This is a genomic window from Aridibaculum aurantiacum, from assembly GCF_017355875.1.
Classification (GTDB): Bacteria; Bacteroidota; Bacteroidia; order Chitinophagales; family Chitinophagaceae; genus Segetibacter; species Segetibacter aurantiacus.
In genome coordinates, this window is the sequence record NZ_JAFEWC010000001.1 from 1,199,984 (window position 1) to 1,220,360 (window position 20,377).

Here is a 20,377-nt window from a genome sequence, read left to right on the forward strand (position 1 = left end):
TATTTTTTTAAAAAGTTTGGAAAGAAATAATTCTCCTATTTATTCTGTTTTTTTATTTACTGTGCATTTTCTTTTTTCTGCAATTTATTTACCATATAATAAATCCTTTGTTGTACAAATAATGCATGCTGATCATACATCAGCATTAGTTCATCAGAGGGAATAGGAGAATTACTACCTGTAGAATAGTTTATTTTCTTTTTATTTTCTGCAAAATATTTATCTCTTTTTTGCAGCCATTGCAGTTGTTCTGTTTTCAGCTGTTTTTGCTCTTCAGCATTTAAAGTAGAGCGTAGTTTTTTATAGGTAACGTTTAGCATGCTATCCATCTGCAAGTAATAAGTGCGTGCACATCCATTCATGTCTTCTCCTTTATCAAGACAAGACTGGTAAAGGTTTTCAAGATGCTGTAGGTCATTTTTATTTTGTGCCTGTGCTGGGAAATAAAATAGTACCTGCAGATAAAATAAAACATATGCTTTCCTCCTAATAATTTGAATGTAAAATCTACTGTTAGGTATTCGCTTCTGTATTATTAGCATACTAGATTTTTTATTACTTATTATTCAGCAATAACATTAGAATTTATCTACCTGCAGTTCATCTTCTTTACCGACCGTTCATCCCAACCACATAAGTATGCTATTGGCCTGCTACCAACTGCACAGCATTTTTGCAACCGAAATCAAAACACATCAAAACAAAAACTACAATTATGAAAAAGGTATTTTTATTAGCAGCAGCGTCTTTACTTGCTACAGCAGGTTTTAGCCAGGTTCGTTTCGGTGGCCAGGCGTTAGGTGTTGTAAGTTCAGCATCAGTGGGTGAGGAAATGGAAGGTATGAAAAAGTCTATGAAACCAGGTTTTGGAATAGGCGTGGTAGCAGAAATCGGACTTACTGATGCACTTACACTTCGCCCGTCTCTTAATTATTTGCAGAAAGGTGTAAAGATGAAAGGCAGCGGAAACACTGATGTTGGTACCTACAGTGGTGAAATGAAGGTAAACATGAACTACCTGGAACTTCCTGTAGTGCTTGCTTACAACATCAACACTGCAAATGGTAAAGTATTCTTCGGTGCTGGTCCTTCTTTGGGTTATGGTATCGGTGGAAAAACTAAAGTTGATATGACAGTTTCATTCCCATCTATACCAGGCATGCCAGCGCAACATCATTCAGAAGATGCAAAGACTTTCAAAAAAGAAGAAGATGAGGGTGCTGGATTTAAGCGCTTTGACTTCAGTGCAAATGTTATTGCTGGTATGCAATTCAACAGTGGCTTCTTTGTAAATGCCGGAGGTTTGTTTGGTCTTTCAAACATTGGCTCAGAAGACAGCAAGTACAGGAACATTGGAGCACAACTTACTGTAGGTTTCCTGCTGAACAATAAGAAGTAATCTCTCATCGTTAACAATCAATCAATCAAAAGGATTGCCCATGCGGCAGTCCTTTTTTGTAGGTAATACTTTATGATGAGCGTCAAGTTATTCTAGAGTTGCAGCTGATAGTTTACTCCTGTCACTACTCATTTTACGGCTATCTTTGCCGACTTCAAATTTTATTTATGGCAGTTTTAGCGCAACTAAAAGAAACGGTTGATTATATACATTCTCTTTATACAGCCACGCCTACTGTAGGCATTGTACTGGGAAGTGGCCTAGGTAACTTCACCAGTGGTATGACGGTGGAGCAGGAGATACCTTATGAAGACATTCCACATTTTCCGCATAGTACGGTAGAAGGCCACAGCGGTAAATTGATCTTTGGCCAGATGAATGGCAAGACAGTTGTTGCAATGGCTGGTCGTTTTCACTTTTATGAAGGATATACACCGCAGCAGGTAATTTACCCAATACGTGTAATGAAAATGCTGGGTGTAGAAACTGTTTTGGTATCGAATGCAGCTGGCGGAACTGGTGATAATTTTAAAGTTGGTGACCTTATGATCATTCGCGATCACATCAGCTTTTTTGCCATCAACCCATTAATTGGAAAAAATGAAGCTGAACTGGGGCCACGTTTTCCTGATATGAGCGAGCCTTATAGCAAGGAACTAATTGCTAAAGCAAAAACAATTGCTGAACGGTTGGAAATACCTGTTCATACTGGAGTTTACCTTGGTGTTACCGGTCCCACCTTTGAAACGCGTAGCGAGTACCTGCTCATTAAAACATTAGGTGGCGATGCTGTGGGCATGAGCACTGTGCAGGAAGTAATTGTTGCAGCACATATGGGAATGAAAGTTTTTGCCATGAGCGTGATTACCGACATTGGCATTCGCGAAGAAGAGAACACCATCACCCACGATGAAGTATTGGAAGCAGCACGTAGTGCTGAGCCAAAACTTACGGCAATATTTACTGAACTGGTAGGAGCTATTTAAAGAAGAATGTTCTCCATATTGTTCTATAAATGGAGTACTACTTATTGCTCCTGCTATTGTTAAAATCAGTTGAAAGAAACAGATGCTGCACCTTTACCTTTACTTTGTGCAGCATTTGTTGTTTCTATACATGAAGAAAGGAAGTATTCACTATAGCATCTTAATTATTCTCTTATTATTTATTGCTACCGGTGCTGAGGCGCAGCGAGGAAGAGAAGTAATAAACGAACAAACGACCACACCCGTGCGCCGATTTGATGCTACCGGAAGACCTATTCCTACCGCTACCAATGCACGTACAGATACTTTGCAAAGGCGCGACAGCAATGTAGATTCAATCACCATCTACTTCCGCATCTTTGATTCTACTCGCATCCATTTTCTTGACTCCACAGTAAATAATTTTTATAACCGGGTGCCAGTGCCACCGCATTATGTCCATCTTGGAAATCATGGTACTGCTGCCCGTTCTTTACTTTTCAATCCCAACACACGCCCCGGTTGGGATGCTGGTTTTCATGCTTATGATATTTACAGGCTGAAAGTAGAGGATACACGTTTTTACCAAACCACCAGGCCTTTTACCGAAATGGGCTACCTGCTTGGAAGTAAGACCGAGCAGATGATCAATATCCTTCATACGCAAAACATCAAGCCTACGTTCAACATGGCTTTCCAGTACCGGTTCATTAATTCACCGGGTTTTTTCAAAAGCCAGAACACCAGCCACAATAGTTTTAGAATAAACGGGCACTACCAGAGTAACAACAAGCGATATACTGCTTATGGAATATTCATCAGCAACCGTTTTAAAGCTTCGGAAAATGGTGGCGTGAAATACGACAGCCTGTTAGGTGATAGCCGCTACGACGACAGGTTCCTGCTACCAACCCGTTTAGGTGGTGATGTGCAGTTCAGGCGCGATTTCTTAAGCACCAATATCAGCCTGGGAAATATTTATAAAGAAGATGTTTTCCTGTACCGCCACCAGTACGATCTTGGGCAGAGAGACTCGCTGGTTGTAAATGATAGCACCACCATCAAGTTATTTTACCCGAGGCTAAGGTTAGAACATACCCTTCGCTATGGCAGCTTCGATTATCTTTTTAAAGATGTTCCCAACCAGCCAAATCCAACACGTGATGTAGACTACCAGAACATATTCGGTTTAACGGTAGGGATGAATGATTCTTTGAAGTTCAACGACAGGTGGCGCGAAATAAGAAATGATTTCAGCTTGGTTTCTTTTCCTGAGAAGAATAACCTAAACCAGTTTTTGAAAGCTGGTATTACCCTGCAGAACCTGCGTGCTACTTTTGATAGTACGGGTGACAGGTTTCACAACTTATTTGTTCATGGAGAATACCGCAACCGCACTCGCAACCAGAAATGGGACCTGGAAGCAAAGGGTAATTTCTACATCAATGGGTTGAATGCAGGCGACTACCTGGCTGAAGTGCGGCTTAAGCGTGTACTAAATGCACGGCTAGGTTTTATTCAACTCGGTTTCATGAATGTGAACCGGACACCTTCATTTGTTTTTAACGAGGCGAGCAGTTTCCCGGTTACCACTACACAGAATTTTGATAAGGAAAACATCACCCGCATCAGCGCGCAACTGAACAACGACCGCTATGGCTTTAACCTTTCAGGAAATCTTTACCTGGTAAGTAACTATAGCTACTTTAATGGATTTTTATCTGCGCAGCAATACTCGCCCCTGTTCAATGTACTTCACCTGACTGCTGAGAAAAGATTTCGCTGGGGTAAAGGTTTGAACCTGGTTTCTGCCATTCATTTGCAACAGACCGCAGGCAACCCGCCAGTCAACCTGCCGTTGATCTTTACCAACCATCGTTTCTTCTACCAGGGAATTTATGCCAAAAATATGCTGCTGGCAACAGGTGTTGAGCTGCGGTATCATACACCTTTCAGAGGCGATGGATATTCTCCTTTTGTCGGGCAGTTCTTTTACCAGGACACCATGATGCTTCGCAACAGGCCAGAGGTAAATGTGTTCTTCAATTTCCGGATCAAGACCTTTAATGCATTTACACGCCTGGAGAACCTGCAGTCACTCATTCCTGGTGGCGGAGGCAACTACAGTAAAGAAAGCCAGTTTGTGCCGCACTATTACTACCCGTCGCTGTGGGTAAGGATCGGGATCTTCTGGAGGTTTATTAACTAGGAAGACTTGTTTTTATAGTTTTTGAATTTTGAATTTTGACTTTTGCCTTTTGACTTATAAACATCTTTAACATACCTACCTGTTACCAGTCACGCTATAGTTTCTCCTGCTGCCTTACATTTGTCATCCTGTTTACATCAATTTAATTTTTGGTATGAAAACTCTTCAAGTATTTATTGCCTTTATATTTTCTGTAGTTGCTTTTTCAGCGAATGCACAAACAAACGCTGGTAAAAAAGAAACCGTAAAAGTGTATGGCAACTGTGGCATGTGTAAAAGCCGTATAGAAAAAGCTGCTGTTGCTGCTGGCGCTTCTACTGCCACTTATAATTATGATACGAAAGTGTTAGCAGTGACTATTGCTGATGAAAAGACTTCTATGGAGCAAATAGAAAAGGCTGTAGCTGCTGTTGGTCACGATACCAAGAATTTTACTGCACCGGAAGAAGCATACAAGAAACTACATGGCTGCTGCAAATACGATAGAAAAGCGGCAGGCAGTAAAGAATAATAAAGTTTTACCTGGAAATAGCTTTTCCTAACGGCCAGTTGGTAGTTGTTAAATTCTACCCGCTGCACCTGCTGCTGCCGTTGTTTCTTTATTATTGTTTCTTCAAACCCCTTACATGAGAAAGCTGATCCTGCTTCTACTTACTGCAACAATTCATTTTACAGTTATTGCACAACCTCCTGTAGGAGCCAAGGCACCAGAGTTTACACTAGCTGATGCTAATGGGAAAAACATAAGCCTTGCCTCGCTAAAAGGCAAGGTGGTGATGGTTGACTTTTGGGCTTCATGGTGTCGTCCGTGCAGGCAAAGCAATAAAGAGCTGTTACCTGTTTATGAAAAATTTCGTTCACGAGGCTTCGAGGTTTTGGGCGTATCAGTGGATGAGCGCAAGGGTGCATGGATCAACGCTGTAAAACAAGATAAAATAAAATGGCTGCAGGTGCTTGATCCAGAAGCGAGCAGGGGTAGTAGGCTAATGCAGGTTTACAATGTGCAGTTTATTCCTTCTACTTTTTTGCTTGATAAGCATGGTGTAGTAGTGGCGGTAAATCCTGGCAGAGAAGAACTGGAAGGTTGGCTGAAGAAACTACTGTAGTAGTTTACAACAGCCAATTAACTTCAATCACTTATTGCTATTGCTCAAAAAATGCGATAGATCCGCCCACCCAGGTCTTGTCTTTGTTGTATCGTACACCAATCATCTTTCCTTTACTTAATCGTGCAAGATTGTGTGTTGCCACGGGGCGTGGTTCTCCATCTTTCCAGAAATAAAAAATGCGTATCTCAGCTTTAGCTGGTTCACCTGGTGTTTCTATAATATCAGCATATTTTACTTTTTTCTGCAGTATCCAATTTTCCGGGTCTTTTACGTTTTCAATATCTTCTTTAGTAACATCAATCACAACTCCCTGCCCTGCAAAGGAAAATAGCGGCTTCAATACATATTGATCCAGGTCTTCAGGCAGTTCCTTTACATCATTCAGAAACCTGGTTGGCGGAACATAAGGATGTTCTATAAAAGGCAGCGTGTATTTACTAATGCGATAAAACCAATTAGGATGCGGCACCCATTCAACATCCAGTTCATCCAGTAGAAGTTTCCCTTTTTCCTGTACTTCGGCTGTTTGTTGCTGCAGGTCATCAAAAATCACCCGGTTGTAAATGCGCTTTATCTCCGTCTCTTTTCCATCCAGCAGGTAAAACAATTTGTTGCCTTTCCTTATCAGCTCCGTAAGGCAGACCATCTTGATTCCTAAGGCGTCTTCTGTTACAAAAAAGTCTATCCTTGTTTTTTGGTTGCGTGGGAATATTTCCAGCAGGATAACCTGCTCCGGTGCATGATCTCCAATTATGATCTCCTTTAAGAGTTTATAGTAGCTCTCTTCGTTGAACCCGTTCAGGTAGCTGTCATAATTTGGCGGCAATGGAAAGTGTTTCTTCATGGTCTTGCTATGCCATGCCTGGTATGCAAAAAGTGTAGGGAAGCCTTGCATTTCTATCAGCTGTGGCTCTAGTCCACCTTGTTCATTTTCACAAATCCCAAAATCGAAAGCTATGAAATTTGGAATACCTTCTTGTCCGGGAACATGAACATTGGCAGGTATGGCGCGTGTAGATTGTTCCTTGAATGAAGGCTCCAAAATAACATCTACAATAGCCTCGCAGGCAGAAAGCATTTTGTTGGTGAAGTCTTTGTCGCAGAAGATTCCTGTCTCAGCTACACGGAAATCCAGCTGGCCCGGGTGAAGCCCATGCAGCTCGTCCAGGTAGCTTTGGTATTTTTCTTCTGTAAATCCTTCGTTGAACTCTTTCCTTATAGCCTTTACCATTGCAGATAATTTATTGATACTTCGTAAAATAAATAATCCCTGCCAATAAACGGCAAGGATTATTCTGCTACCATGCTATAACCACTATGCTAGCACTGCCACTGCCTGGTTAAGGAAGTTGGGTAAAATATTTTGGTAAGTAAGGGTGATCTTGCGCGGGTCGTTCAGGTTATCGATCATGTTCTGCCATTTCTCACGACCATAGTTTTCTATCACCGTCTGCATTTTGTCTTCCCTGTTCAGGTACATACTCATACCTGTTGGGTCGGCCTCAGGATGGAACTGAGTGCCGATAAAATAGTCGCTGAAACGAATGGCCATTACAGCACGTTCGTAAGGCACATGTGGACGTTCTTTTTCTATAGCCAGGATTTTAGCTCCCAGTTTTTTCAGCTGTGCATGGTTTGGTTCTATCACCTGGAAGTCGCGGCTATCCACTGCATAAAAAGGATCTTTCAGTCCTTCAAAAACAGGTTCACCTTTAGCACCCTGCATCATGTGAATAGGGAAAATGCCAAAAGCCGTTGATTTTCGTTTGCACACATTGCCTGCATTGTAATACCTGCAAGCCATCTGGAAACTGTGGCAGATAAAGAAGACATACTTCTTGTTTTCTTTAGAAACATCATTGTTCCATGCTTCTACATTTTGCAACCACTCGTAGTATTTATTCTCCCAATCGCTTCCTATGCTTTCCAATGGTGAACCCGGGCCACCGCTGGATATATAAATGTCATAATTAAGTCCCGGCACGGCTAAATTCTGCCTTACATCAAATTCATCCAGCACATATTCCAGTTGGTTTGCCTGGCCCCATTGATGAACAATCTCCCGGATACAGCGCATACCCTGGTTCTCCTTGCCCTCGTACAGGTCAAGGAGAGCTATGCGTACCTGTCGGTTTTCATTCCAATTCATGCCGGCAAAACTACTAATTTTCTGCCGCCATCACTGTTTAAACGCTGTTATAGCCGCAGATGCAGGTGTACCAGCTTGTAAATGAAGAAGATGTAATTCCTGTTTTTTATCTTTTAGCAGGTGTTTTACCCGTGAAAAGCAATGAAAAAAAATGTAGACCGTTTGTGGAAGTGCTGCTCGAACTGTGGATGGGTGAGTGGTGGCTTGTTCGACAGGAATCGTGGCAATGTGTTTAGCCGGTAATTTTTGCTTTTTAAAAAGGCATACATCATGGCCGGAGTTATTCCGTAGGCATCAGATCCGCCTTTTCCAAATTCGAATAAAATGTGTGGATGATGTGCCTGCAGCAGGTTTGAAGCTCCTTGCAGTGCATGGTATTCTCCTCCTTCTATATCCAGTTTTACCAGGTCTATCTTTTCCGATGCAGGTATTACTTCATCCAAAGTAGCGGTTGCAACTTCTATGATCTCATCTTTTTCAGGCTTATCGTAAGGACGCTTTAGAAGCCCGCTATAAGCAGGGTCGGTTATCACATAATTGAAACTGCTAGTTCCGCTTTTGTTGCTGATTGCTAATGGATGAATATGCGCCGCACTGCTATACCTCCGTTTTAGTTTGTGGTATAAAAAAGGAATAGGTTCAAATGCATAATGCATACTGGCCGGGCAATGGCGAATGAATAGCGCCAGTATCTTTCCTTCGTTTGCGCCCACATCAACACATGTAGAATCAGCTTTGCATACACGCCGGATCACTCTTTCAGTCAACCTGTCGTAGTACTCATTTTTTGTAAGAGGAAATGGGAGAAGTGCCGCAATCTTTTTAAGAAAATTTCTTACCGACATAAAAAAAGCAGGACAGTGTCCTGCTTGCTAAGATAAGCTTGTGCTACAGATTTTGAAGGTATTGCTCTACCTGTTGCATGGTGCGCTCCACAGGCTGCATAGAAACAGGCATATTAGCTGCGGTAGTTATTTCTTTTGTGCCTAAAAAAATTGTGTTTCCAAACTTAGAAAGCGAAACAATGGTAACCTGCCTGCCAACAGGCATATTTACCGTGAAGAAAGAGCGTGTGGCATAATCAGCATTCAGCTGAACCACTATGTTCTCATTCTTAAAAACAGCAAACACATTGGTATTTGTGTTGGTGTAATTGATAGGGAAGAGTACGTTTAGCTGTGTGCGGGTTTGGGTAGTGTCGATGAAATAATCAGCATTTACCCAATTGAGCCGCTGCGACCAAAGCTCGTATCCCCGAACTATGCCGCCTGTAGAGTCCTGCTGTTGAAAAACACTTACAAAAGAAGAGTCTGTTGCCGGTGTCCATGTAAAAGTAGGATTGGTACCTGCAGGAAGATTACCTGTAGGATTTTCAATGCCATAAAAAATGCTCATCCTTTGATTAGGTGAAGTCGTATTGTACTTAATCCGGAAAAATGTGTTTTGTGCAAGCCTTAGTTCTTGGCCATTACTTGTAGCGCGAATATGAAAAGCGCCTCCTGTTTCCAATAATTTACCATAGCTGGTAGTAGGCCTCGACCAGCGGATCATGTCTCCTTTCTTCCTCAGGTCAATAAGCTCAATATTGATAGGTCCGGTAGGCGCAGCACCTGCAGAAGTTCGTAAAGAATTTGGTGCAATTCTTACTTGCAGGTCAGCAAAAGAAAGCACCGCACCATTATTACCAGTGAAAGATGAGGTAGCAGGAGCGGTTCTCAAGCTTTCCATCAGTTGTGCGGCCTGGTTGTTTGCAGGTACATGTTGTACCCATGCAGTATCATTTACCGGGTTGTTAGGATAGGGGAAAAAGCTATCGGAATTTTCTTTTGAACACGAAGAAAATACCAAAGTAAATATGAGTAGGTAAAACAAGTTCTTCATTAGTGCCATTTGCTTGTAGATATTATCGGCTGTACGATTGCTGCCTGCCATTTAATTTAAACCTAAGTCCGATGTTCAGACCAGCTGCATGAAACTTCTGTTGGAAAGGCAAGGAGCTATTGGTCATATTGCTAATGTGGTAACGGAAATAAGGTTCAGCAAATATTTCGCTGCTGGCTCCAATTGATTTATAAAAAGCCACACTGGCAAATACACCCAATCCAATATTTCTTTTAAACATGGAATTGCCTTTGGTGAACATTACCGGGTTGTACGAAGTATCCAGCATATCGCCTTGCTGCCACGACTGCAGGTTAAAGATCAACCCGCCGTTGATGCTTGTTCTGAAGTTTTCATTACCCCATTCATAGCCCAATATTACCGGCACATCTATGCTGCGGTAGCGGTTGAACGTGGTCTTCACCCTATAGCCAATCTGTTCCATGGTGCTGGTGTCGGTTACTCTTATGGTATCGCCGGGTGAACGAACAATGGTACGTATGGTTACCACCGTTACCGTTTTACGTTCGTTTTCACTTCTGAAGTTGAACTTCTCGTTGATCTGCGAAAACTGTAGCCCAGACTTTAGCATCATATTCTGGCCGATGGTTTTGCTGATGCGAAAACCGGCTGTGAATGCACTTCTGAAATTCTCGGTGCTGTCTTTACGACGCAGGTATTCATCATTAGAACTGGTTGTGTTTTTAATTGCGTAATCAGGCGAAGCGAACACTTCTAAGAACCAGTTGCTCCTGCGTTCGCCATCTGCTGGAGGGCATTCTACTACAGGTAAAAAATTTAGTTTGTTTAATGTGCCGTTATGAGAGCTGGAGAATGCAGATCCGCTTCTTTTCGCAAGCATTGGTATTGCATCTGTTCTGTTATAAACAGTAACACCTTCCTCCGCTGCCGCTTTTTTATTAAATGAAACATCAATGGCTGGCAGACCTGCAGGTAATGGTTTCTTTTCATTTACTTGTTGACCAAAGGCCGGTGCAGTTACCTCTTTTTTGAACTTAGCAAATGCTCGTGCAGATCTTTTTTCATTGCCTGATGATGTAGCAGATCTATCACGTGTTGTAGCTACTTGTTCTACTTCTTTGTCTGTAGTAAGTATTGAAGAATTGGTTGTTGCCACTTTTGCGGCAGTGCTAGTGGCTGTTTTAGCCTCGTCACTTGTTGTACTGTTTGCTATTCCTGTTTCGGTTGAAGGTGCTGTTGAAGTGGCAGCAAGATCCAGCGGTTCGTTACTACTATTTCCACCCGGAATAGAATTTATTGTTGGTTCAGCTGTTTGTTGGGCAGGTATGTTAGCAGGAGCTATTGAAGATGAACTGTGAGTTATGCCTTTATCATCTTGCTTTGAATAGAAGTAAATAAATGAACTGGTTACCAACAGTGCAGTTAGAATCAGCATCCAGTTTTTATAGTTATTCCACCACAAAGCGGGCTTCCGATCCTTTTCTTTTTCAGCAAGTATACGCTGCCACATATCGCCCGGTACGGGTGATGCATGATCTTGTAGCTTGTTCCTGATGAAATTATCAAAATGCTGATCACTCATTTTTAGATGGCGATTTTTTGCAGGTTAACGATTTGGTTTTGCAACATTTTCCGTGCTTTTACTAATTGACTGCGGCTGGTGCCTGGCTGTATATCCAGCATCTTAGCAATTTCTTCGTGGCTAAATCCTTCTATGATACTCAGGTTGAAGACCAGCCGGTAGCCTTCAGGAAGTTGTTGTATCAGTTTCATTATCTCCTCTTCTCCCAGGCTAGAATATGCATAAGCATCAATGCGCGGAGAATGTTCAGAATGATCATTGATCTCAGAGAAAGCTAATTTTCGCTTTTGAACATACTTCAGGGCAGTATTTACTACTATACGCCTGATCCATCCCTCAAAAGAACCCTCGAATTTGAATTGGTGAATATACCGGAACACACGCACCATGGAATCCTGCAGTATATCTTCTGCTTCCATGGTATCAATGGCATAACGCAGGCATACGGTCATCATCTTGCCAGCGTATTGCTCAAATAGCTTACGCTGGCAGGTAATGTCCTCCCTAATACAGCCTCTAATGAGATCGTGTTCAGTCAATGTTATTGAATATATGGCCGGTGACCGGTGGCTAGATATGTTTATAAAGCATACCGCTGCCCGGAGATCTAACAAACCTAAAATTTTCTTGCACAGCATGATAGCTATACAAGTTATACGAGCTTAAACCTATATAAGCGGGAATAAAAAAGCAACAACTGCGGCGAGTTGTTGCTTAGAAGAGTTTGTTCGGCGAGATCTTACTGGTCCACTTTTAGAAACTGGTCGTGGATATAATCTACTACCGCACTCATATCTTTTGTTTCATTAAATACTTTTAACTGGCGGTCGGCTCCGGTTCCGCGGTCGAGCATACGATGCACATAATTGATGGCATTGCGGCTGCCTAAGTGGTCTACCACATCATCTACAAAATCAAGTAGCTCGTAAATAAGTACACGGGTATTCACTTCTGCTTCCTTTCCAAAATCAATCATAGTTCCGTCGATACCATACCTGCCTGCACGCCATTTGTTTTCATTTATAAGCGTACGGTGATACATAATGAAATTCAGGTTCTGGCTTCTTAGCTTGTAAAGCTTAGCACATATAGCCTGGAAAAGAGCTGCAATTGCAATGGTCTCATCTATATTCATGGGCACATCGCAAATGCGGAACTCTACCGTATTGAAAAATGGATGAACCCGCAGGTCCCACCAAATCTTCTTGGCGTTATCTATACAGTTGGTTTTTACCAGCAGCTTGATGTAGTTATCGTATGACTCTATGCTTTCAAAAAAATCTGGTATGCCGGTACGTGGGAACTTGTCGAAAACTTTGGTGCGGAATGATTTGTATCCTGTAAGCCTTCCTTCCCAGAAAGGGGAGTTGGTGCTAAGGGCATAGACGTGTGGTAAAAAATAACGTGCAGAATTGGCTATATGTATGGCCATTTCGCGTGTCTCCATTCCAACGTGCACGTGCAGGCCAAAGATCAGGTTACTCCTGGCTGCTTCCTGCAGTTCATTTACTATTTCGCTATAGCGGATGTGATCTGTAATCAACTGCCGCTCCCAATGACTAAATGGATGCGTGCCTGCAGCGCCTACCCACAATCCAAGGTCGCCGGCAATCTGTGAAATGGTTGTTCTTAAAGCAGCAACATCTCTATAGGCTTCATCAATATTTTCGCATATATCAGTTCCTACTTCTACCACTGCCTGGTGCATCTCAGCTTTTACCTTATCCTTGATCACCTTTTGTCCTTCTGAAACTATCTTTTGTTCATGGCTTTTCAACTCCCTGGTCTGAGGATCTATTACCATGTATTCTTCTTCTACTCCAAGTGTAAAGTGTTTGTAGCTGATGCTTGCCATTGTGTCGTTTTTGGTTCTTGCTTTTGTTCGTAGGTGATTACTGTTACACTATCTACAGAACTACTTTTAGAAAAAGAAGCAACAACTTTTGAAGAGTTGTTGCTTACATGAATTAATACAAAGCTTGTTTGCCGCTGCTGCGTACAACATATTCTCCCCATGTCAGGTTATCTTTTCCTGGTTCAAAACTCTGGGCTTTTTCTATGGCAAATTTAGCGGCGGTTTCTACCACCCATTCAAAGTTCTCCTGGCCTACGCTGGTTACTTCAGCATCAGGAGCGGGGTTACAAAAATCAATAGCATAAGGAATTCCATCTCTTACGGCTAGTTCCACTGTATTGAAATCATAACCCAGGTATTTATTTAATCGAAGGACAATGTCTTCCATCTCCGCCAGCTTTTCTGCTGTAGGAGCAAAGTCAGCTACATAACGCAGGTGAAATGGATTGCGTGGTTCGTATGGCATTATGCGTACATATTTACCACCTATACAATAGCAGCGATAGTATTCTTCGAATTTTATCTCTTCCTGCAGTAGCATCACCAGTTGGCCTGTTTCTGCATGCGCGTTGAAGAAATCATCAATGCTATCCAGGCGGTAAACATTCTTCCAACCGCCACCGGCAAAAGGCTTCATATAAGTTGGGAAGCCGGTATAAGAAAAAATTCCTTCCCAATCGAGCGGGTATGCAAGGTTGCTGAAAGACTCATCTGATGTATCGCTCGGTAGTTCCCTTGATGGAAGAATAACCGTTTTAGGCACCGGAACATTGATCTTGGTTGCAAGGCAATTATTGAAGAACTTCTCGTCGGCGCTCCACCAAAAGGGATTGTTGATAACAGCAGTGCCGGTAAGCGCAGCATTCTTCAGATAAGCGCGATAGAAAGGAACATCCTGGCTAATCCTATCAATAATAACAGCATAACCTGATGGTTCACCCTGTACTACTTTATCAATACGAACCGGTTCCGCTATAATTCCGTCTAGCTTTTGGCTGTTGATCTTTTCAATGAAGGCTTCCGGGAAGCTTCTTTCCTTACCGAACAAAATGCCGATCTTTTTCATAATCTGTTTTTAGATGATAGTATTGGAATAGGTATAGTAATTGAATTCTTAAAAAGTGAACAATACTAAAATTTTTAAGGGATTAGAACGTTCACCAATATACTTACTATTTTAAACCCAGCATGTATTACATAGAAAAACTTTGTCATCAAAACATTGTTTTTTAAACACCTATTTTTGAACAGTATGGCTGAAGAAAAAACCGCACCCTCTCCAAAATCCTTATCATCAGTTCTTGTAGAGACGCTCACGATTTACTCTGAGTTTTTAGAAAGAGATGTAGAAGTAGATGCTTATTTACCTACCGATATTGTCATTCCTGAAGATGTAAGCTTGCTGATCATTAACGATGGGCAAGACCTTGTAAAGATGCCCTTTGATGAGATGATTGATGAACTGATGTCTACAGGTAAGATACAGAAGATCATGTGCCTGGGCATTCATTGTGGGCCAGAAAGAAAAATGGAATATGGTACCGTGTGTACTGCCGACTACGAAGGACGTGGAGCTAAGGCTGGTTTATACTCTAAGTTCGTTTTCGATGAATTGTTGCCATTTATCCGCAAGAAGTACCATATAGCTTCCTTCAAAGAAAAAGCTTTTGCGGGTTTTTCTTTAGGAGGATTAAGTGCACTTGACCTGGTATGGAACAATGCCAGCGAGTTTAGCAAAGTAGGTGTTTTCAGTGGCTCGCTTTGGTGGCGGAGAAAAGGCTACGATGACGGCTATAACGATGAAAAGGATCGCATTATGCACCTGCAGGTACAGAAAGGCAGGTTTCATCCGTGGTTACAATTCTTTTTTCAAACCGGATTATTAGATGAAACTGCAGATAGAAATAATAATGGCATAATAGATTCGGTAGATGATGCGTTAGATATGATATTGTCGCTAAAGTCGAAAGGGTATACCGATGATCATATCAATTATCTTGAACTGCCGGATGGCCGTCATGATGTAGAAACATGGGCTAAGGCTCTGCCAAAGTTTCTGAAGTGGGGTTGGGGTAAGTAAGTAGTTGAGCTGTGATTTTTGGATTACTTTGTAGATGAGTGATAAGTTGATTTAGATTTTGTTAGTTGTTTTGGTTTTGTTGTTTGATTGATTTGTTTTTGTATTGTTGGTTCTAGTTAATGTTCAACCTTTTTCCCGGAATTAATAGAAAGAAAAGCCGCTCTTTTTCAAGAGCGGCTTCTTTTTTTAGATCATTGATCTACTAGAATATATAACGCAGACCAACCATCAGCGCCCAGGTGCTCGCTGTGTTGTTGTTGTTGATATAAGTTCTGTCAACTAATTGTGGAGTTGTGCTACCACTTGGCGTATAAGTAGCCATTTGATATCTAACTTCTCCTGTAGTTGGGTTCTTAGTAGCTCTCAATGGGTTGTTCACTACAAAGAAGTTTCTTACACCCCAATTAGGGTTCAACAGGTTCAGGAAGTTAGTACAGTCAACACTGAACTGTAGCGTGTGTCTTCTTGTACCAATATCAGTGAAGATGTCTTGCAGGAATTTGAAGTCAACCCTGTGGTAGAACGGCTGAACCACTCCATTTCTTTCAGCTACTTGTCCTTTCCTGTTTCTCAGGTATTTGTCTTGCTCTACAAAAGCAAAGAATGCATCGCTCTGCTCCTGTGCAGTATATGTTCTTGTTACTGCAGGGTTACCACCAGATGCAGGAGTGATAGTGATAGTTTGAGGAATGAAAGTGATCTCAGACGCGTTGCGAGGAACGTAGATCAGGTCTTGGCTATTACCATCGTAGTTGATGTCGGCTGTATTGCTAAAGCCTGCAGGAGCAGTACCTGCTGCAGCACCATATACATAGCTAAATCTTCCTTGCGCAGCACCATCATAAAATAATGATACAGTAGTTCCCAACTTCTTAAAGTATTCTTTTCTATAAGATAGTGAACCTACTATACGATGTGGAACGGCAAAAGCAGAAGGCGCCAGTTGCAGATCGTTTTGTGTACCACTGGTTGGGTTATTCTGCCAGGTAGAACTTGCCTGAGAACCTGGATTAGCTGTCAGGTCAGATGCATCTGTGAAAGTATAAGCAAGTGAACCAAAAAATCCTCTTGCGAAACTTTTGTTGATCTGAGTAGTAAACTGGAATGCTCCACCGCCTTTAGCGTTTTCTAATACAATTGCATTAGCATAACTATTGTGTACACGACGTGTTGCAGTAGAAGTGTTGGTGAAACTTGGTCTTGTATTTCCACCACCTAAGTTAACCACACCAGTTGGTGTTCTTTGGTTAGCATTACGCATTACCGTTGCGTTCAGGTCTTTGGTGTACAACGCGTCTACAGACAATGTCCATGTTTGACCTAACTTCTTGTCAAAACCAAGGTTTGATCTCCAAACCTGAGGGAATTTATATTCAGGATCGATCAATACAAAACCAGCAGAGTTAGGTGTTGGAGCTGGTGCTGTAAACAGGCTCTGCCATCTTGTTGGGTTTGGATCGAAAGTGATCTGTGAAAGTTGAGATGCGTTAGCCAACGCTTGTACCTGGTACATACCACTGTTAGTTGGCATATTGGTCAGGTATACAAATGGAATTCTTCCGGTGAAGATACCTGTACCACCTCTTACAGTTACTCTTTCTACTTCTGGAGATACATCCCAACGGAAGCTAGCTCTTGGAGACCAGTACCAGCTTGACTTAGGCCACATTCCTGTAGAGTAGTTCCTTGTGCCGTTACCATCTTTATTAGGGAAAGCAAGTGCAGTGATAGAAGGATTTTCCAAAGGTTGATCAAGGTAAGTTGGCCTGTCTATACGCACACCATAGTTCACTTTCAAACGGGAGTTGATGGTGAACTCGTCCTGTGCATACAATCCAAGCTGACCAATTTTCATTTCAGCTGAATAAACAGCCTCTTTTCCAGGAACCCTGCTGTAAGTAAGTGCATAAGCAATTGGATTTGCTCCGCTAATGAACTCCTGCAGTGATCCATAGGTATAATAGCTCTGAGAAGCTGCCATGAACATATTTCCTACATACTGCTGCTCATAAGTACCACCAACAGTTATTGAGTGCCTGTTTAACTGGTAAGTAAAGTTGTCAGTAATGTTGAAGATGTCGTTCTTAACATCGTTGTTGTTTGAGTAAGGCTCCATACCTGCACTCATATAGTTGTTACGAGCACCACCTGCATAAGTAGCAGCTGCACCAGTTCTGGTTCCATCACCAATGATGTCGATGAATGGGAACAAGGTACTGTTAGGTACACGTGTAGTTCTGATTTTAGTAAAAGTAGCCAGCAACTGGTTTGAGAACCTGCCACCAAACGTACTGTTCAATTCTAAAGCGCCTGATCTAACAGCATCTTTGAAACGGTAGTTAGAATTAGCAAAAGACATTGCATTTTGGCCATTACGTGCAGTAGATGTCCAAACGTTTGTACCGCCAGTAGCACCATTTGGTACACTGGTAGCATTCAGTTGAACATCATTCTCACTTACCAGTTCGTTATACTTTGCAGTAAGTTTATGACCCCTTACAATGTTCCAGTCGATCTTACCAAGGAACTTGTGGTTGAAGCTGGTGAAATTTGGAAAATTGTCATACGCACCTGTTTCATAACCATAAGTCTCTCTCAAATGCCTTGAAAACTTTATTAAAGAGTCTACAGGAGTGTTAGAAATATTACCTCTTCCAGAACCACCTCTTGGAGTCCAGCTGGTTCCCGGAGGAGAAATCCTGTTCTCGTATTCTCCGTTTACGAAGAAGAACAATTTGTTCTTGATGATTGGCCCCCCTAGAGTACCACCAAAGATCTTAGCTGTAGAAGTAGCTTGTTCTGGTAATTGGAAACCAGCAACGTTTCTTCCGATGAAGCTTTGGTCGCGGTAGTAGGTGTAAGCCGAACCTCTGAAAGTGTTAGTACCGCTTTTAGTAACAGCAGCAATGTTAGCACCTGTGAAGTTTGCTTGTCTTACATCGTAAGGAGCAATACTTACAGTTACCTGGTCGATAGCGTCCAGAGAAATTGGTTGGTTACCACCACCAGGAAGTGGATCAGTGCTCAGTCCAAAGTTGTTGTTCAGGTTCGCTCCGTCTACAGTTACGTTGTTATAACGTGCATCTCTACCACCTATATTATTACCGTTAGCCTGTGGGGTTAAACGGGTAAAGTCAGTTAAACTTCTAGATATGGTAGGAAGTGCAGTGATCTGCCTGTTAGAAACGTTGGTAGAAGCTGCACTTCGGTCTACTACAGTTCTGCGTGTAGTAGTTACCGATACGCCTGTAAGGACTTGAGATTCAGGAGTAAGTGTAGATTTTACAATGAACGGTTCGCCCAGCGACAGGCTAAAATCTGAAATGGTTTCAGTACGCATACCTACATAGTTAATGGTCAGTTGGTATGGACCACCTACCCGTAGGTTTAGTAGCGAGAAAGTACCGCCTTTCTTGGTTACAGTGTTGTACACAGTTCCAGAAGGCTGGTGTGTAGCAGTTACAGTAGCTCCTTCTAATCCGTCGCCGGCAGCGTTAACCACAGTTCCAGTAATATTACTGGTAGTTACCTGGGCAGCCAAACCGAACGGCAAAAGCAGCACAATAAACAGCTTGAATAGTTTTTTCAATTGCATAGGTGTAAAATTTCAGGTGCAAAGAAAGTGATAAAAGGATGAAGATGTATCTAGAGATGTTAACAAAATATTATCAGCGGTAAGGCAATCGTCCGGCGGATAATGCTGCATCTGCTGGTTTTTTCACAAAAGCAGTGTTAGCAGCAATAGTTTTACAACCTTTTACTTTCAATGCTTGTAATTTTGATACCTTAATTATAGAATATGCTCGATACTATAGAGAGTGCCATTGAAGCAGTTAGGCAAGGAAAGATGGTGATAGTGGTGGATGATGAAGACCGTGAGAATGAAGGTGACTTTATAACAGCAGCACGCAACGTTACCCCCGAAGTGATCAATTTTATGAGTAAAGAAGGGCGTGGCCTTATTTGCGCCTCGCTGGTTGAGGACCGCTGCGACGAACTAGGGCTTGAGCTCATGGTGAACAGCAATACCTCTTTACATGCTACTCCTTTCACTGTTTCTGTTGATCTTCTGGGTCATGGCTGTACAACAGGCATTTCTGCTCATGATCGTGCAAAAACAGTTCAGGCATTGATAGATCCGGCTACAAAACCTTCGGACCTGGGAAAGCCGGGACATATTTTTCCTTTACGAGCAAAAAAGGGTGGAGTTCTTCGTCGTACCGGCCATACCGAGGCGACTATTGACCTTGCCCGCCTTGCCGGATTTGAACCTGCAGGGGTGCTGGTGGAGATCATGAACGAGGACGGCACCATGGCGCGGCTTCCCCAGCTAATGGAAATCGCCAAAAAGTTTGACCTGAAAATAATATCCATAAAAGACCTGATAGAGTACCGTCTGAAGATGGACTCGCTGATAGAAGAGTTGGTGCGGGTGGAAATGCCAACTAAATGGGGCAACTTTAAGCTGGTGGCTTTTAAAGAAAAGCTTACCGGCCGCGAACACCTGGCGCTAATGAAGGGAGAGTGGGAAAAAGATGAACCTGTACTTACCCGTGTACATAGCAGCTGTTTTACCGGCGATATTCTTGGAAGCTTTAGATGCGACTGCGGCGAACAATTGCACAAGGCTATGACCATGGTAGAGGAAGAAGGCAAAGGTGTAATATTATATATGAACCAGGAAGGCCGCGGCATAGGACTGATAAACAAGCTGAAGGCTTACAAACTGCAGGAAGAAGGCATGGACACCGTAGAGGCTAACCTGCACCTGGGTTTTGGAATGGATGAAAGAGACTATGGCATCGGGGCACAGATACTGCGCCACCTGGGAATTACTCACCTAAAGCTGATGAGCAACAATCCGAAAAAACGTGCAGGCCTGAAAGGTTATGGATTAGAGATCGTTGATATTATACCAATCCAGATAAAGCCAAACCAGCACAACGAGAAATATTTACAGACAAAGCGGGATAAGCTGGGACACGAGATTTTTAATGATCCGCTGTAGGAGAGGTCAAGGTTTAAGGTTGAATGTTTAAGGTTTAAAGTTTGAAGTTTGAGGTTGTGACGGTGTTATTGACAACCTAATAATTAACGCCTACGCTTTTCCCAAAATCATCCAACATCTAACATCCAACTTCTAACATCCAACCTCCAACAACTACC

At 42.3% G+C, this 20,377-nt stretch carries 17 protein-coding genes; 7 read left to right on the forward strand and 10 right to left on the reverse strand.

Translation table 11 applies throughout. The features are described from left to right. Window positions 1–56 precede the first annotated feature (56 nt). A complete protein-coding gene (locus J4N22_RS04885) occupies window positions 57–542 on the reverse strand; it encodes a lysozyme inhibitor LprI family protein (RefSeq protein ID WP_207492579.1) in 486 nt (161 codons plus the stop codon). A gap of 173 nt (window positions 543–715) precedes the next feature. On the opposite strand from J4N22_RS04885, the gene J4N22_RS04890 reads away from it, so the two are divergent. The 5 genes from J4N22_RS04890 to J4N22_RS04910 all read left to right on the forward strand — a co-directional run bounded on the left by J4N22_RS04890 (window position 716) and on the right by J4N22_RS04910 (window position 5,679). Beyond that, window positions 716–1,399 (forward strand): porin family protein, encoded by a 684-nt coding sequence (locus J4N22_RS04890; protein WP_207492580.1) that lies wholly within the window; start codon window positions 716–718, stop codon window positions 1,397–1,399. Window positions 1,400–1,566: 167 nt separating this feature from the next. After that, entirely contained in the window at window positions 1,567–2,385 is an 819-nt protein-coding gene (locus tag J4N22_RS04895; RefSeq protein WP_207492581.1) for a purine-nucleoside phosphorylase, read from the forward strand. A gap of 82 nt (window positions 2,386–2,467) precedes the next feature. After that, window positions 2,468–4,573 (forward strand): putative porin, encoded by a 2,106-nt coding sequence (locus tag J4N22_RS04900; protein WP_207492582.1) that lies wholly within the window; start codon window positions 2,468–2,470, stop codon window positions 4,571–4,573. Between the two features lie 154 nt (window positions 4,574–4,727). Next, window positions 4,728–5,084, forward strand: a complete 357-nt coding sequence (locus tag J4N22_RS04905; protein WP_207492583.1) for a heavy-metal-associated domain-containing protein — start codon at window positions 4,728–4,730, stop codon at window positions 5,082–5,084. Window positions 5,085–5,199: 115 nt separating this feature from the next. Continuing rightward, window positions 5,200–5,679 (forward strand): TlpA family protein disulfide reductase, encoded by a 480-nt coding sequence (locus J4N22_RS04910; RefSeq protein WP_207492584.1) that lies wholly within the window; start codon window positions 5,200–5,202, stop codon window positions 5,677–5,679. Window positions 5,680–5,716: 37 nt separating this feature from the next. Here the strand turns inward: J4N22_RS04910 and J4N22_RS04915 are convergent, their stop codons facing one another. The 8 genes from J4N22_RS04915 to J4N22_RS04950 all read right to left on the reverse strand — a co-directional run bounded on the left by J4N22_RS04915 (window position 5,717) and on the right by J4N22_RS04950 (window position 14,197). Beyond that, window positions 5,717–6,913: an ATP-grasp domain-containing protein gene (locus tag J4N22_RS04915; protein ID WP_207492585.1), complete on the reverse strand. Its 1,197-nt coding sequence runs from the start codon at window positions 6,911–6,913 to the stop codon at window positions 5,717–5,719. Between the two features lie 84 nt (window positions 6,914–6,997). Then, window positions 6,998–7,831 carry a type 1 glutamine amidotransferase gene (locus tag J4N22_RS04920; RefSeq protein ID WP_207492586.1) on the reverse strand — a complete coding sequence of 278 codons (834 nt, stop codon included), beginning with the start codon at window positions 7,829–7,831 and terminating at the stop codon, window positions 6,998–7,000. Between the two features lie 125 nt (window positions 7,832–7,956). Beyond that, window positions 7,957–8,676 carry an FkbM family methyltransferase gene (locus tag J4N22_RS04925; RefSeq protein ID WP_207492587.1) on the reverse strand — a complete coding sequence of 240 codons (720 nt, stop codon included), beginning with the start codon at window positions 8,674–8,676 and terminating at the stop codon, window positions 7,957–7,959. Window positions 8,677–8,719: 43 nt separating this feature from the next. Continuing rightward, window positions 8,720–9,712, reverse strand: coding sequence for a hypothetical protein (locus tag J4N22_RS04930; protein WP_207492588.1), 993 nt, complete (start codon window positions 9,710–9,712; stop codon window positions 8,720–8,722). Window positions 9,713–9,734: 22 nt separating this feature from the next. After that, window positions 9,735–11,276 (reverse strand): hypothetical protein, encoded by a 1,542-nt coding sequence (locus J4N22_RS04935; protein WP_207492589.1) that lies wholly within the window; start codon window positions 11,274–11,276, stop codon window positions 9,735–9,737. Window positions 11,277–11,278: 2 nt separating this feature from the next. Next, a complete protein-coding gene (locus J4N22_RS04940) occupies window positions 11,279–11,815 on the reverse strand; it encodes an RNA polymerase sigma factor (RefSeq protein ID WP_207492590.1) in 537 nt (178 codons plus the stop codon). Between the two features lie 200 nt (window positions 11,816–12,015). After that, window positions 12,016–13,131 (reverse strand): carboxylate-amine ligase, encoded by a 1,116-nt coding sequence (locus J4N22_RS04945; RefSeq protein WP_207492591.1) that lies wholly within the window; start codon window positions 13,129–13,131, stop codon window positions 12,016–12,018. A gap of 112 nt (window positions 13,132–13,243) precedes the next feature. After that, window positions 13,244–14,197 carry an ATP-grasp domain-containing protein gene (locus tag J4N22_RS04950; protein WP_207492592.1) on the reverse strand — a complete coding sequence of 318 codons (954 nt, stop codon included), beginning with the start codon at window positions 14,195–14,197 and terminating at the stop codon, window positions 13,244–13,246. 186 nt (window positions 14,198–14,383) lie between these two features. Between J4N22_RS04950 and J4N22_RS04955 the strand changes: the two genes are divergently transcribed. Then, complete coding sequence (locus J4N22_RS04955; protein ID WP_207492593.1) at window positions 14,384–15,211, forward strand: alpha/beta hydrolase; 828 nt, start codon at window positions 14,384–14,386, stop codon at window positions 15,209–15,211. A gap of 202 nt (window positions 15,212–15,413) precedes the next feature. Here J4N22_RS04955 and J4N22_RS04960 read toward each other — a convergent pair whose 3' ends face one another. Next, entirely contained in the window at window positions 15,414–18,806 is a 3,393-nt protein-coding gene (locus J4N22_RS04960) for a TonB-dependent receptor (protein WP_207492594.1), read from the reverse strand. A 204-nt stretch (window positions 18,807–19,010) separates the two neighbouring features. Between J4N22_RS04960 and J4N22_RS04965 the strand changes: the two genes are divergently transcribed. Beyond that, the gene (locus tag J4N22_RS04965; protein WP_207492595.1) at window positions 19,011–20,219 is read left to right on the forward strand and encodes a bifunctional 3,4-dihydroxy-2-butanone-4-phosphate synthase/GTP cyclohydrolase II; all 1,209 of its coding nucleotides are present in this window, start codon (window positions 19,011–19,013) and stop codon (window positions 20,217–20,219) included. Window positions 20,220–20,377: the final 158 nt, after the last annotated feature.

What these genes read in the sequence shown, in the direction of transcription:
- J4N22_RS04965 (WP_207492595.1), top strand. Translation starts at nt 19,011, where the DNA reads ATGCTCGATACTATAGAGAGTGCCATTGAAGCAGTTAGGCAAGGAAAG.
- J4N22_RS04885 (WP_207492579.1), bottom strand. Translation starts at nt 542, where the DNA reads ATGCTAATAATACAGAAGCGAATACCTAACAGTAGATTTTACATTCAA.
- J4N22_RS04900 (WP_207492582.1), top strand. Translation starts at nt 2,468, where the DNA reads ATGCTGCACCTTTACCTTTACTTTGTGCAGCATTTGTTGTTTCTATAC.
- J4N22_RS04920 (WP_207492586.1), bottom strand. Translation starts at nt 7,831, where the DNA reads ATGAATTGGAATGAAAACCGACAGGTACGCATAGCTCTCCTTGACCTG.
- J4N22_RS04950 (WP_207492592.1), bottom strand. Translation starts at nt 14,197, where the DNA reads ATGAAAAAGATCGGCATTTTGTTCGGTAAGGAAAGAAGCTTCCCGGAA.
- J4N22_RS04960 (WP_207492594.1), bottom strand. Translation starts at nt 18,806, where the DNA reads ATGCAATTGAAAAAACTATTCAAGCTGTTTATTGTGCTGCTTTTGCCG.
- J4N22_RS04910 (WP_207492584.1), top strand. Translation starts at nt 5,200, where the DNA reads ATGAGAAAGCTGATCCTGCTTCTACTTACTGCAACAATTCATTTTACA.
- J4N22_RS04895 (WP_207492581.1), top strand. Translation starts at nt 1,567, where the DNA reads ATGGCAGTTTTAGCGCAACTAAAAGAAACGGTTGATTATATACATTCT.
- J4N22_RS04930 (WP_207492588.1), bottom strand. Translation starts at nt 9,712, where the DNA reads ATGAAGAACTTGTTTTACCTACTCATATTTACTTTGGTATTTTCTTCG.
- J4N22_RS04905 (WP_207492583.1), top strand. Translation starts at nt 4,728, where the DNA reads ATGAAAACTCTTCAAGTATTTATTGCCTTTATATTTTCTGTAGTTGCT.
- J4N22_RS04915 (WP_207492585.1), bottom strand. Translation starts at nt 6,913, where the DNA reads ATGGTAAAGGCTATAAGGAAAGAGTTCAACGAAGGATTTACAGAAGAA.
- J4N22_RS04890 (WP_207492580.1), top strand. Translation starts at nt 716, where the DNA reads ATGAAAAAGGTATTTTTATTAGCAGCAGCGTCTTTACTTGCTACAGCA.
- J4N22_RS04925 (WP_207492587.1), bottom strand. Translation starts at nt 8,676, where the DNA reads ATGTCGGTAAGAAATTTTCTTAAAAAGATTGCGGCACTTCTCCCATTT.
- J4N22_RS04955 (WP_207492593.1), top strand. Translation starts at nt 14,384, where the DNA reads ATGGCTGAAGAAAAAACCGCACCCTCTCCAAAATCCTTATCATCAGTT.
- J4N22_RS04935 (WP_207492589.1), bottom strand. Translation starts at nt 11,276, where the DNA reads ATGAGTGATCAGCATTTTGATAATTTCATCAGGAACAAGCTACAAGAT.
- J4N22_RS04945 (WP_207492591.1), bottom strand. Translation starts at nt 13,131, where the DNA reads ATGGCAAGCATCAGCTACAAACACTTTACACTTGGAGTAGAAGAAGAA.